This is a genomic window from Nitrosomonas communis, from assembly GCF_900114745.1.
GTDB classification, from domain to species: domain Bacteria; phylum Pseudomonadota; class Gammaproteobacteria; order Burkholderiales; family Nitrosomonadaceae; genus Nitrosomonas; species Nitrosomonas communis_A.
In genome coordinates, this window is record NZ_FOUB01000025.1 from 1 (window position 1) to 13,222 (window position 13,222).

Annotated in this window: 15 protein-coding genes and 2 pseudogenes; 10 read left to right on the forward strand and 7 right to left on the reverse strand. The window is 39.8% G+C overall.

All coding sequences use genetic code 11. The annotated features are described in order from the left end of the window. Positions 1-622: 622 nt before the first annotated feature. Positions 623-1,891 (forward strand): esterase/lipase family protein, encoded by a 1,269-nt coding sequence (locus BM122_RS10435; RefSeq protein WP_074905511.1) that lies wholly within the window; start codon positions 623-625, stop codon positions 1,889-1,891. Between the two features lie 237 nt (positions 1,892-2,128). On the opposite strand, the gene BM122_RS26015 is transcribed toward BM122_RS10435, so the two are convergent. After that, the gene (locus BM122_RS26015; protein ID WP_083398444.1) at positions 2,129-2,383 is read right to left on the reverse strand and encodes a thermonuclease family protein; all 255 of its coding nucleotides are present in this window, start codon (positions 2,381-2,383) and stop codon (positions 2,129-2,131) included. Between BM122_RS26015 and BM122_RS10445 the strand changes: the two genes are divergently transcribed. Continuing rightward, the gene (locus BM122_RS10445; RefSeq protein WP_074905512.1) at positions 2,382-2,969 is read left to right on the forward strand and encodes a hypothetical protein; all 588 of its coding nucleotides are present in this window, start codon (positions 2,382-2,384) and stop codon (positions 2,967-2,969) included. The two genes, BM122_RS26015 and BM122_RS10445, sit on opposite strands and share 2 nt — an antisense overlap. Here the strand turns inward: BM122_RS10445 and BM122_RS10450 are convergent. Then, positions 2,871-3,269: an IS5/IS1182 family transposase gene (locus tag BM122_RS10450; RefSeq protein ID WP_074905513.1), complete on the reverse strand. Its 399-nt coding sequence runs from the start codon at positions 3,267-3,269 to the stop codon at positions 2,871-2,873. The genes BM122_RS10445 and BM122_RS10450 overlap by 99 nt on opposite strands. Positions 3,270-3,290: 21 nt before the next feature. On the opposite strand from BM122_RS10450, the gene BM122_RS25080 reads away from it, so the two are divergent. From BM122_RS25080 to BM122_RS10475, 6 genes and pseudogenes are all read left to right on the forward strand, one after another. Further along, a complete protein-coding gene (locus tag BM122_RS25080) occupies positions 3,291-3,698 on the forward strand; it encodes a hypothetical protein (RefSeq protein WP_256211992.1) in 408 nt (135 codons plus the stop codon). Next, the gene (locus BM122_RS10455) at positions 3,686-4,606 is read left to right on the forward strand and encodes a hypothetical protein (protein WP_256211993.1); all 921 of its coding nucleotides are present in this window, start codon (positions 3,686-3,688) and stop codon (positions 4,604-4,606) included. Before BM122_RS25080 ends, BM122_RS10455 begins: the two co-directional genes overlap by 13 nt. Continuing rightward, on the forward strand, positions 4,603-4,932 hold the full coding sequence (locus tag BM122_RS26020; protein WP_371264917.1) for a helix-turn-helix domain-containing protein: 330 nt from the start codon (positions 4,603-4,605) through the stop codon (positions 4,930-4,932). The genes BM122_RS10455 and BM122_RS26020 overlap by 4 nt, the downstream gene beginning before the upstream one ends. After that, positions 4,854-5,822, forward strand: a pseudogene (locus BM122_RS26025) (site-specific integrase). Before BM122_RS26020 ends, BM122_RS26025 begins: the two are co-directional and overlap by 79 nt. A 239-nt stretch (positions 5,823-6,061) precedes the next feature. Then, positions 6,062-7,387 (forward strand): tyrosine-type recombinase/integrase, encoded by a 1,326-nt coding sequence (locus tag BM122_RS10470; protein WP_074905514.1) that lies wholly within the window; start codon positions 6,062-6,064, stop codon positions 7,385-7,387. Positions 7,388-7,597: 210 nt separating this feature from the next. Next, positions 7,598-8,482: an ADP-ribosylglycohydrolase family protein gene (locus BM122_RS10475; RefSeq protein WP_074905515.1), complete on the forward strand. Its 885-nt coding sequence runs from the start codon at positions 7,598-7,600 to the stop codon at positions 8,480-8,482. A gap of 47 nt (positions 8,483-8,529) precedes the next feature. On the opposite strand, the gene BM122_RS10480 is transcribed toward BM122_RS10475, so the two are convergent. Next, positions 8,530-9,165: a hypothetical protein gene (locus tag BM122_RS10480; protein WP_143083398.1), complete on the reverse strand. Its 636-nt coding sequence runs from the start codon at positions 9,163-9,165 to the stop codon at positions 8,530-8,532. Between the two features lie 103 nt (positions 9,166-9,268). Next, a complete protein-coding gene (locus tag BM122_RS23280; protein ID WP_177198097.1) occupies positions 9,269-9,706 on the reverse strand; it encodes a hypothetical protein in 438 nt (145 codons plus the stop codon). Positions 9,707-10,110: 404 nt separating this feature from the next. Between BM122_RS23280 and BM122_RS10490 the strand changes: the two genes are divergently transcribed. Both BM122_RS10490 and BM122_RS10500 read left to right on the forward strand, forming a co-directional pair. Further along, positions 10,111-10,629: a GNAT family N-acetyltransferase gene (locus BM122_RS10490; RefSeq protein WP_177198098.1), complete on the forward strand. Its 519-nt coding sequence runs from the start codon at positions 10,111-10,113 to the stop codon at positions 10,627-10,629. A 279-nt stretch (positions 10,630-10,908) separates the two neighbouring features. Further along, positions 10,909-11,376, forward strand: a complete 468-nt coding sequence (locus BM122_RS10500) for a LexA family protein (RefSeq protein ID WP_083398445.1) — start codon at positions 10,909-10,911, stop codon at positions 11,374-11,376. Between the two features lie 372 nt (positions 11,377-11,748). Here BM122_RS10500 and BM122_RS10505 read toward each other — a convergent pair whose 3' ends face one another. From BM122_RS10505 to BM122_RS10515, 3 genes and pseudogenes are all read right to left on the reverse strand, one after another. Continuing rightward, complete coding sequence (locus tag BM122_RS10505) at positions 11,749-11,979, reverse strand: hypothetical protein (protein WP_143083399.1); 231 nt, start codon at positions 11,977-11,979, stop codon at positions 11,749-11,751. 280 nt (positions 11,980-12,259) lie between these two features. Continuing rightward, on the reverse strand, positions 12,260-12,517 hold the full coding sequence (locus BM122_RS10510) for a hypothetical protein (protein ID WP_074905520.1): 258 nt from the start codon (positions 12,515-12,517) through the stop codon (positions 12,260-12,262). Positions 12,518-12,538: 21 nt separating this feature from the next. After that, positions 12,539-13,191 (reverse strand): annotated as a pseudogene (locus BM122_RS10515) (thymidylate synthase). Positions 13,192-13,222: the final 31 nt, after the last annotated feature.

Below are 13,222 nucleotides of genomic sequence, written 5' to 3' on the forward strand. Positions count from 1 at the left end.
GCAGCAATGGGCAAGACTGATCTGTGTCAATATCTTCGCTAGAAAACAACTGGAATCCTTGGCCGAACCACCACCCAATCCTAAAAATCCTTCTTCAACTCAGCAGCTTGATCTTGGTTTTGCTTAACCGGACAGTAGTGATGTGCAATATATTCTTATGATGAAGATGCAGTCATTTTATGTAAAATCGTATAGCACTCTGAAGCTAAATGGCGTCTTGATTCTAACCATAGTCATCAGTGTTTATGTCCTGATATCTCTACAACCTTCTTATATATCTTACCACTGCGCTTCAATATACCAATTTTCGCAACTTAGCTGCAGCCCAGAGGTTATATTTGCCTTACGCATACCACCAAAATAATTGTTATCTACCCCCCTACGCCATCGAAGATTTACAGTAACTTATATTCGTACTATTAAACTAAACTATTACAGCCCGTTACTCTCTACGTTATACTCGATAGAAATGGATATAACAGTCGTAGCGACTGCAGTTAGTTTAACAAATATATTTTTTAAAAATTTTAATGGGATACCTGTATCGCATCGCAACCAAGTTATCGGGCAGAACAATTTGCTCATGATTAACTAATTTGTGTCTTTACTTCGGGAGAACACTATGAACAACCAACCATGCAAAATCAATGCCTTACTACCATGCGTAGCGGGATGGGTAATTCTCATGGTGTTTAGCAATACAGCAGCGGCTATTGACTCTTCGGTAAAAACTAATACTACAACAATGCCCAACATAGAGTGTTTGTTAAACTGGGCGCAAACATTCCACTCCGATTTATTTTCACCAGCGGTGCAAGAGGTACAATTTTCTGACCCTTTTACCTATCGCTATTACCCCGACACCAATTCTTATGTGGGCGTTTCATCTGAAGATAATCATGTTTACTATCAAGGACCGACCGATCTCTCACCAAAAGACATCGGTGATTTATCCACTTTCTTGCAAGAATCAGGATGTGGAACAATACCCTACCCTGTTATTTTTATTCATGGCTTAGCCTCTTCAGCAGAGACATGGGCTGCATATACAAATTATCTAATAAATAATGCCAAATGGACATTCGGTGGGATACCCTTTTACCATCATGACACAAAAATGGTTGATATTAGTTGCCCATCGAACCAAAATCCGGTAATTAAATGTACGGGTGGTGCGGGCAATTTCTACACGTTAAATTTCTCTGATAATCAAGGGCTACCCTTAAATATCCAAGGAGGCGAATTAGCAGTAATTATTAGAGCAGTTTTAGATAAAAATCCCGGCGCAACAAAGGCTCTTCTGATTGGACATAGCTTAGGTGGGCTTGCTGCAAGAGCTTATCTACAAGGATTAGCACAAGCACCCGATCCAGCAACACCCATTCCTTACCGCGGTGATGTTGCGAAACTTATCACTATTGCCACTCCGCATCAAGGTAGTTTTTGGGCACAAGTATGTCATGATGATTTTGGTATTTCCGGTGATAATAGCATCTGCGATCTTTTCAATCTGGGCATTGATCCCCACAGTACTGCAATCCAGGAACTACAGCCAGACAGCTCCGCTTTGAAAATACTTAATGATTTAACTACTCATCCCCTTCCATCCGATGCAATCTATCTCTCGATAATTGGAACAGGTCAGCCTACTTTGTCTAGTTTGGTTAATTACCACGATGGGGACGGTATTGTTTCAAATACTTCCCAGAATTTAATGGAAGTCACTGAAAATCTTCCTCTCCAACAGAAATCAATAAAGGTTGATATCCCTTTCCGAGAAGAATGCGGTAATGAAATAAAAATACCCGTTATCGGTAGCTTAGGTCAAACTCACACCTGTGAGACGACTGATAAGGGTATAGGAGCAGAAGTTTTAAGAAATCTGCAATAGGTTTGGCAAATTAAACATACTAATCTTTGCAGCAATCGTGCCGTAAGAAAATACCAACTACAATATTAAAACACAATACAAGTGAGATGTATCTTAACCATTATCCGTTATTCCTTATCAATAATAAATTCCATTGATAGTTATGATCTTCTGAAGCAGTACAATTAATTGCACTAATCTACCTAATCACTAGAAACAGATGAAACTCAAATCTAAAGTAGCCAGGTTTTAACTTTTTCACCTTGCTTTTCGCCATTCCCAAGGGGGAATTTGCTGGGTTTCTGGTAAACTCCACAAGCCCACTTTATTTTGTCTTGCTTGTTTCTCCAAAGCATAGAGATTTTGATCTCTGGCATATTTCCTATATACCCATGCCGCACCAAGTCTTACCATTTCTGCATTTACATCAATATCGTCTTTATATACCCGTGCAACTTTACGACCATAACGATCTGTATCTTGTGCTTTGATTGGTGGTAAGCATAAAGTTATGAGAACTGTTTCAGCTGATGTGCATCAGGATTCAGCGATTTCATATGAATTTATCAGCCAGGAAGAACTTAAGAAAATTTATGCGAATGACCAAATTCAAATGGGTGAAAAATCTATTGATAATAACACCACACCAATTATGAAAAATAAAATTACTGCATGGGGAGAACACAAAGATTGTAGAACTTATCGTGGTGGTGTTGTTTTTGCACCAGGTAAGAAATTGCCATGGGATTATTACAATAGCTGGGAGGGATTCGCAATAGAACCTTCTAACGGAGCTAATACAGATATTGTAAAAAATCATATTGAGCAGGTTATGTGTGGTGGTGATCCTGCCTTAGTTAAATATTTTTATGATTGGATTGCTAAAACAATGCAGCCTCCTGATGAACCTGCTGGTTCTGCATTAGTTCTACGCGGTGAAAAAGGCACAGGCAAAGGCACAATCGGGCATTTTCTTAGAGACTGTTTGGAAACTCCTATTTTATGTCAAGCGCCTCAACATAATGCGGGTCATGGCGATATAAACCCAGGTTTCATCCGTCCGGGTGAGGCGCTCATAGCTTTTACTCAGTCTGCGTGAATGGTTCAGCCGGTCAAAAGTGCGCTCGACTACCCAGCGGCAAGGCAATAGCACAAATTTCCTGGTTTCCCTGGGGCGCAACATCCCCTCCAGACAGAATTTAAACCGTCGTGCGACCCAGTCTATTAAACGACCGCCATAGCCACCATCTACCCAAATCCTCCTCAATTTTTTGCACCCTCCCGGCAAGTGACGCAACAGCAGGCGGGCACCGTCACGATCCTGCACACTGGCGCTAGTGACTACCACCGCCAACAGTAATCCCAGTGTGTCTACCAGAATGTGGCGTTTACGACCCATTCAATCCACCGAGCCAATGCAATGCCCAACGAGCGAATGGAGGCGGTGTATTGCGTTGGCGAAGTGCACGATACTTCGCTAGAAGTATCCCAAGCGTCAAAAGTATCCTCACTGGGTATGATGCGTAGTAATACAGTACCCTATAACTGCAATAGTGAGTACTTCAAACTTTTAAGGTTTGGGGTGGATAGCCTGTATCTGTCCTATCAAGGTAAATTATTCCCAGAAGTTAAAGAGCGTTTAACCCAGCTTAAACAGTTAGCACAGCGTCCAGAAATAGACCAGCAGGCACAAGCACAATATGCCATTGCTGGTCATATCTTTGAAGTCAAGGATAAAGGCTCGTCCATATTTTCTTATGTGATGGAAGATGGTGCCTTTCGTATCAGTCTATGCAGAACCAGCAAGAAAACCCCATGGCTTATGTGAAGCTGTCTTCCCGCTATTTATGCAGCATCTCTCCAAAAGAGGCAGAAAAACATCTTCGTTATATCTTAAATGAATTAGGCAGCTTGAACAGTCATGCCCATGTCAGCCGTATTGATTTATGTGCTGATTTTATCTCCCCTGAAAACATGGAATCCTGGCATCGAGAAGCCTGGATCACGCGCGGCAAGAAGATCGATACTCATGTAATCAATGGCGCATTCACTGGTTGGTCAATTGGCCTGGGCGGCAAGATTTCCTGCCGCCTATATAACAAATTGCTGGAAATTCAATCGAGCGGCAGAACCGATTTGGTGCCCTTATGGCAAGAAGCTGGCTGGCAGGAAAATGATCCCATCTGGCGCGTTGAATTTCAGTTGATGCGCGAGGTATTGAATGAACATGGCTTGATCAGCCTAGATAGCGTATTAGCTAATTTAAACGGCTTGTGGAGCTATGCTTCCGCTGAATGGCTACGTTTAACAATCCCTAATCCTGATGATCAAACGCGCTCTCGCTGGCCGATTCACCCCTTATGGGGCTATATCTCTTCCATTGATTGGGAAGGCAATGGCGGGCCCTTATCCAGATCATTTAAAGCAACCAGGCTGCCAGACGATAATCGGATATTTTCCTTGGGTGCCAGCTCGCTTGCTTCCTATATGGCAAAGCATGGCATGAATGATTTTGATGATGATGAAGGTCTGGATCGTTATATGCTATACCTGTTTAAGTATTTCCATGAACGTGGCTTCTTCATGGGCTTATCTGCATTAGAGTACATCCTGGAAAAGGTGCGTTTACGCGCAAGGGAATTTAACACGCTATTGAATTGTTCTGAGGAAGAACAAAAGCAATTGAAAGTCAATCAAGCTGCTATTGATTATCAGAAAGCTTCGGATGGCGCATGAAAACATTCAACCTGGAAGAAGCCGCCCTATTCCTGAAGCTATATCCTGAAGAAGTGCGCCGTCGCGCCAAAGCTGGTGTCATCCCAGGGGCAAAATTGGGCAAACGATGGGCTTTTATTGACGATGATCTTGCTACCTATATGCGCTCGTTATATCCTAGTCCCCGGCAAGCGTTGCAAGTGGGACATAGGGAGAACACATTATGTCACTCTTTAAACGTGGAAAAACGTGGTGGATTAGCTTCACCATACCCAGCGGCGAGCGTGTTAGACGCTCTGCTGCAACAGAAGACCGCATCCAGGCGCGAGAACTCCACGACAAGCTAAAAGCGGAATTGTGGCGGGTTGCCAAACTGGGTGAAAAGCCGAAACGCACTTGGGATGAAGCGGCCTATAAATGGCTAATGGAAACGCAGCATAAAAAGACACATCATGATGATGTGGCCAAAATAAGCTGGCTCCAGCAGTTCTTTAGAGGCAAGTATCTTGATGAGCTATCAAGGGATGTCATCGCCAGGATAGGTGAATTAAAGCTTCAGGAAACGATTTTTGCTACGGCTAATCGTTTGCTGGCACTCATTCGCTCTATCCTGCGACGAGCTGCCTTAGATTGGGAATAGATCGACAAACCGCCAGTCATCAAGCTGTACCGTGAAGCCAAGCGGCGAGTACGTTACCTGAGTCCAATACAAGCGAACCTGCTTTTGCAGGAGTTGCCGGAACACTTGGCGGATATCGTCAAATTCTCGCTGGCGACAGGGTTGAGGCGGTCAAATGTGACAAAACTGGAATGATCGCAAGTTGACATGCAGCGTAATGTGGCATGGATTCACGGTAATCAGGCGAAAGCGGGTAAACCGATTCACGTCACGCTTAATGCGACGGCCATAGCAGTATTAACCAAACAGATCGGCAAGCATCCCAAGGCAGTATTCAGCTACAAAGGCAAACCGATTACCCAGGTTAATACCAAAGCTTGGTATAAAGCGTTAAAACGTGCAGGCATTGAGGATTTCCGCTGGCATGAATTGCGGCATACCTGGGCAAGCTGGGTAGCTCAAAATGGTGTGTCGCTCAATGTCATCCAGGAGATGGGGGCTTGGGAATCTGCTGAGATGGTGAGGCGTTATGCTCACCTTGCACCCGAGCAATTTTCTCAGCATGCGCGTGTCGTGGATAACGTGCTCAATAGCACAAATTTGGCACAATCGGAGTAAGAAGTAATCAGTATTTGCGCTAAGTTGTTGATTTTTGGTGCTGTTGAGAGGAGTCGAACCTCCGACCTACTGATTACGAATCATTCTAATATTAATCCAAACACATCCAGCAAGTTCTATAATATTACTATTATTCAATATATTACATATAATATGGTATAATTATAGTCCAGAGAGCTCCTTTAAAATCTATTTGCAGCCACCCCATTAACTGGGACTATAACTAGGACTAATTAATTGTGCAACCTAAGATTAAAACTGTTAAATACAGCGTTCCTGAGATTAAGCAGACAATCCTAGATTCATATAGGAAAAAAGCTACTTCGGGCACAATCTTTCAAATTAAAGAAAAATCAAGAGGTCGTGGCCAAGGCGTATTTGTTGTCAGAGTTCTTGAGAATGGCGAAGTAGATTTTTATTTCAAATATTTTATAGATGGAAAAGAAAAATCAAAGAAGATTGGTAGGTATGGGAATATTTCCAACCAATTAACACTGGCACAAGCGAAGGCTGAATTTCGCATACATTCTGCGACCTATAGTTCTGGTATCGATCCTAAAGTTCAAGAACAAGAAGACGCACAAAAAGAAGAAAAAGAAAAAAAGGCTCAAGCTGAAATTGAACGCAAAAAGCAAATGCAAGGCAGCCTTAGGCAGCTATCAGACTTTTATCTTGCTCATCTCGAAAAAAATGCACGAGAACTTCATTTCCGCAATGTTCGCAATGCATTCAAAAAAAATCTTCTTATAATTGACCTTGAGGTAAAAGCAAACGATATAACGAAGGAAGATATTATTCAAATATTGCATTCCATTACAGAGCGTGGCTCATATATTATGGCAAATCGTATGAGAGCTTATCTTTCAGCGATGTTTGAATATGGAATAAGTTTCGATCATTCTGTTGAATCATACACAAGGCAAACCAAGTTTTTTATTCAATCTAATCCAGTAACTACAGTTCAGAAAGTAGTAAAGAATGAGAAAAAAGGTGAACGCTCATTAACTGAGAAAGAAGTTAAGATTTTCTGGCGAGCTCTTGATAGAAGCAAAATATCAATCTTTAGAATTAATGTCTTTAAATTATTGCTCCTTACAGGCTCTCGTGTCGGAGAAATAGCAGGTTTACGTTGGGATGAAATTTATCTTTCTGAAAAAATAATTCTTCTACCCTCAGAAAGAACAAAAAATGGGATTCCCCATGTTATCCCGATCAATAACACCATGCTTGAGATCATTAAAAATAATCCCAAATTAAATGAGATTTACCTATTCCCTGCCAACAATAATATTGAACCTCAAAAGGTGGATGGATTTAGCCAAGCTATCGACAGATTATTAAATCAAATTAAAATGGATAGATTTTCACCTAGAGATTTACGTAGAACATTTAAAATTCTAGCAGGTAAAGCCGGAATATCAAAAGAAATTAGAGATAGATTGCAGAATCATTCGCTGCAAGATGTTTCAAGTATGCATTATGACAAATATGACTACTTAAGAGAAAAACGCGAAGCCATGGATATATGGAATGATTATTTAATAGGTATTTTGGATAAGGTTTGAATCATGAGTTTTTTCATAAATTTTCAGGCAAGACAACAAAACAAAGTTGTCATCTAATCATTCTTATATTTTATGCAGCTTATTTTCTCTATGCAGTATTGAATATCAATAAGTAAGTCAATTCAATGAAATAACTGCTGATATTCTACAAGCCAAGAATAATCATTCGAAGTCAAATAAAAATAATCACAATATTCAAGATAGGAAGGCATGATTACCATTCGTGATTTGTTATGTGGAGTGGCAGTTGGGGATGCTATAGGATATCCCTTGGAATTTCTACGAAATCCTAATAAAAATGATTTTGAGAATTCAATGAATGCCAAAATATTGAATGCATCTGATGATACTCAAATGACATTATTTTTAGCAGAAGCTATCGCGAATTACGGCATTAATTTTGCTCCAGATCTACCTTATATTCGTTGGTATTCTACTCAGAATAGATTCAAAGAGAATTCTCATTTGCATGATGGATTGCTAAGTTTTGAATGCCTATATAATTTGAGGGAACCGGGAAATACCTGCATGTCTGCCTGCAATTCATTGTCGAAGGGAGAAAAGGTTATTAATGATTCTAAGGGCAATGGAACAGTAATGCGAATATCTCCTTGGGCATTGAAGGCTGCAATGGATGATAAATTGGATTATAGCCATTATGCGCATTTAGTACGGAAAGATTCGCTTGCTACACATAAACATCCAGAAGCAACAGAATCTGCTACAGCTCTATTTCTGATATTATATTTTTTAGTACTTGGTGTGAAATTAGAAGCTGGATTAATACTGGCCATAAAAGAAATTGATTCTTATAGCAGAACGTATGAATTATTGCTGAAAGTTATAAATGGGGAATTATTAGACTTAGAAGGTTGGGTAGCTGAGGAAGCATTATATATAGCATTATCTTCAGTGTTTAGATCAACAGATTATCTAACTGCAATTTACAACGCTTCTGTAATATCGGGTGATTCTGACACTTGTGCTTCGATAGCAGGGGCGATAGCGATGTGTTCCGGTATGGAGATTCCAAGCCACTTTATAGATAAATTAGATGTGCTTCCTGCTATAAATTATGTATCTGATTGTTGGTAGCGGCTCAAAAAGTTTTGAAGAATGAGAATGAGAAAAAAAATTAACACTCATTCACACTCCCAAAGAATAATTCCATCAACAATATTGTTCACTGTCTTAATCTCAGAAGCATTAAGTAGAGAGATCAATTCTTTATTGATGATCTCGATAATTTCTGCTTCATCTGAAGTAATTAACCTATAATTAATATTACAAGCTTTATCTATCCAGATTTGCGGATAGGTTCTAATTTGATGGCTTTGTGATACCAGTATCTCTGCAACAAAGGGAGATACTTTGCTTATGGATTTATTCCAATCAATCTTTTTCAAGGCGTGCAGATTACCCAATAGTGCAATCAATGGGTTCAGACCAACATGCTGCAATATTTCCTTTGCCATCCATTCATCGCGCCCTACTCCGCTCTCAATATTACCATCTATTGCTATTAGCTTCACACATGCACCGTTTCTGCTAATTTTAGCAAGATCAGCGATCATTGCACGGTAAGCAGGATGATCAATCATGGGAGCAATTTGAATATCTTCAACATTACCTCCACTTTGCATAATTTTATCAATTATAAATTGTTGACTACTCGCAATTTCCAAGGCAACAGTTAAGCATCTTTTCTGCTGTAAATACTTGGTAATTAGTGACTGGAAGAACTGTATAGAACCAGGTTGTCTATGGGTTTCTCCCATAATCGTAATGCTGTGGGGCTCCAGATTTTTCAGAATTTGGTTCTGGATTTCTACTGAATAAGCCCCCGTAGAAAAGAACATTATAATGAGCGCGAAAAATGCATCATGTATGTTTCATTGCCGTCTTATTCTGATCTGATAACCTTATTAATCTTGGCCAACGGTCATGTATCCAGTGATACTGGAGTGGAGTCTCTTCGGTGACAATATAGACCCGGTACTCATAATTTCTCTCGGCAAGTAGCGCCTGAATTACCATTCCTGATTCGAGTTTTATCCGATGAGATTGGTTATTGTGACCTTTTTCTAAAAAACTATCTTCCGGAATCAATACTGGTCGGGGATGCCAAGGTTTCCATTTGCTTACCTTTAATGAATCAATTCTTGCCCAACCACTATTAGGAAACCTCCCTGATCCTTCATTTTGACGTTTGCCCCATAGCACCCAGATTACTCCACCATGTTGTAGCATTATCGGCAATTCGGCATTGGGTTGAGGAAAGTAGATTTTCTGATTCTGATATTGGATACCGCCACACATGAAGGAATTATAGCGGGTATGAATATTATATGAGAATGGATGAATGGGCAGTACGAATTGATATAAAACTGACTTGGTCAGCCCTTCGCGAGTCGGGTTAAATGATTAGAACGGTTTAAATAACATTATTTGAAGACGATGATGATGGCAAGACTACACCTAGCAAAGATGCCCTCGTAGTAGCAACGTTAGTAACGACGGTAGTAATAACAACAGTGATAGAAGTAGATACATCAGCATGAGTGACGAATGGGTAAAGTACAACTAATCCCCACGATTGAAAAAAATGCTTCTTGATTATAAAGAAAGGTAGAAAACCGCAAAAACCAGTAGCCATAATACTTGAAGTTGTTGCTTGAGTTGATTCATTTAAAACTCTTATAAAATGTTTAATGGTTTTGGTTGTGCCCCCCCCTAAAGATCAGCGTTACAGCGCAACATCTGGCTTGAAGCCAGATACAACTCAAATTGCCGATATTGAGCTTGACCCATGCACACGGTTATACATAGGGCAAACCATAACCACAAAGGAGGAATTTATCGAAGTGAATTGCCCAGTAGGTTATGCCATTGAGGCAATCCCTGAAAATATAATAATAGGTTCAATTGATATGTACCCGTTCAAGCAAGATTCCAGAAAATTAGAGCTAAGAATACTTTTAAGAAATGATTTTAGAAGGAAAGGAATCGCATCCAAAACTGTTCAGTTTTTTGTTAGATACATATTCAGCTTAGAAAAAGCTAAAGGAGCTGTTGCTGTTATTCATCCATACAATAGTAATAGTATTAAATTGTTCACCAAGCTTGGTTTCGAATACACAGATAAAATTACGGATGAAAGGCATATCTATGAACTGAGTAGACCAGGGTTTGATTCTCTCAAAGGCTCTTGTTTACTCTTAACTAACTACCAGTTATCTTAAAATATGCTGACTTTGCACATTTAAAATAAGGAGAGAACTATGACCATCATTGACCAGACAACTTTTACTATTAGTTGCTCGTGCGGGGAATCTGAATCTAAAACCATTCATCAGCATGGCTCTAGGTATGGAGGCACATGGGAGCCTGTAGGATCAATGGTCAAGTTCACGGTATACTGGAATAGCGACGATGAACTAACAGTACCTGAAATTACATCAGCTCAGTGCAAATCTTGCGGTGCTGACGATTGCCATATTGCAATCAAATAGAGGAATATCATGACAATTATTCCATTTGAACCAACTTGCGAATCGACCCTGCCAATTTTGCAGCGAGCAAAGCTTAGCCCTGCATTTTGTGCGTTGCCTTTATTGCTGTACCGAATTCCTGCAGGCTTTCCATCACCCGCAGATGACTACAAAGAGAAAAGTCTGGATATCAATGATTACCTGGTGCGCAATAAAGCCTCTACGTATTTCTTTCGTGTCGTAGGTGATTCAATGACTGGTGCACATATCTACGATGGCGATATGCTGATAGTGGACCGCTCAATCAAACCTAAGCACGGTCATATCGTTCTGGCAGTGATTAACAACGAATATACTGTCAAACGATTGTATTCATGCAATGGCATGATTGAGCTGCATGCTGCGAATCCGGCTTATCCTCCTATCCGATTTCGTGAGAATGATGAATTGCAGGTCTGGGGAGTTGTGGTAGGAACGGTTACACGCTTTGATGTTTAATATTTGATAGGAATTAAAGTCCCGGACTGTGCCGGGCCATGAGGTTAAGCAATGTCGCTTTTCTATACTACAATTAATAAAGATATTTATGATTCATCTTTCTTCATCCAATCAAGAACACTTTGCAGTGCTTGATCTTCAGTAAATTCGTCCCCAGAGACAACTTCATAAATCACATTACCAAATTCATCCAATACACTTACAGTGATTGGGCTTTCACTTAATACAATTTCGTTATCTAACCTAGTACCCTAATATCAAAAATTAAATAAAGGGTATAAGACGAATAAATTATCAGAGGATTCCCATGCACCAAACGAATAAAGGTGGCACTCTATAATTCATTAATAATCAATAAGATTAGGCATTAATTTAAGGATTTTCCCGTACTCCATCAAATTCAGGCAACTCCATCCATGCCACAGGAAAATAATTAACTGGTAAAGATTTTTTTCTATCCATCATCATGATTATTTCTTGAACATCATTCAAAAATAAGTCATGTTCTCTATGATATTTTCCAATATATATTGACTGGTCTTCATATCTAAGCAGTATCCTCCTATTCTTTGGCGCGGTTTCGATTGGTTGCCAGTTGTTCATATTTCCCTCATTCCATATTAACTGAGATTGGAGGTGCAGGATAATTACCTTGATCATGCTATATCTTATCGATTATTAATCATCTCTAGGGTGCCACCTATGCATATTTCATCCGTCTAATAATGCTTACAGGGGGGTGTAAGTAAATCAGTAAATTTATGCTCTAACCAATTAACTATAATTAAATTATTGGCGCATGTATTTTTATGCTTTACCTCGATATAAAGGCCATATAGTCCAATGCTCAGTACGTAATGGCTTTTTATCTCCATATCTTAAATTAACTCCCGGTCATTCTCGCTGTGTTGTAGAGATGCAATTGTGATGCAGCACGTGCTGAATCATTCAATAGTTTATTTATTTCATCTGTGGCTAAAACTCGTGTTGTTTCATTTTTCCACTCACCTCCCATAATAGGGTCACATCTGTAGCATAGATATTCATATGAAATTTCTTCTCCGAGAGATAGTTTTTCAGTAACAATTGCGCGAGTACCAACTGTACTTGAACGTAGTTTAATTATTACTGTTCGTTTCATTTTTTCCTCTCTAAATATTATCTAAACCGCCACCTCTGCCTTAATAGACGGATGAGGATTGTAGTTTACTAGCTCGAAAACCTTGTATCTAAAATCATCAATATGTGTAACGGCAGAATTGATTTTGATTGTTGGCAGTGATCTAGGTTATCGTGATAACTGCTCCCTAGCCTGATCAAGATGATTAAGGTAAAGATGAGCATTACCAAAGGGACAAATAAACTCCCCGGGCTGTGCAACCTACACACTTGGGCTAGTATCATAGTAAAGAGCGAGTGCCATACTTGCAACATCTGCCACATTCCACGCGGATACAATTAAGCGTCGGCTATCAGGATTAGTTCTTATTCTTTGGATGAATTCGTGTATCTGATCATGGAACACCGAATTATCACCTGCCCGATTGTGCCAGTGCTTACCATAGAAGGGCAAACCACACCCTTCACGTCAGACTGTTCATCCCAAATCGTAACACCCTTTTCGTTAAAATATTGTCAGTAGCACTCTTCAAAAGACCAAAGCAATTCGTGAATATCTGACTTTAAATCCACTTTCTTGTCGTTACTAGGGGAAACCCATCTTGTAGATTCAATCGCATCTGATTTGAATACAGAGAGTGTGCCAATACCCAATTCTTACCGATTTTGGCGGCTGTTATCGATTACATAACGCATTAGATCGAGGTATTGTTTTACTCAACCACCT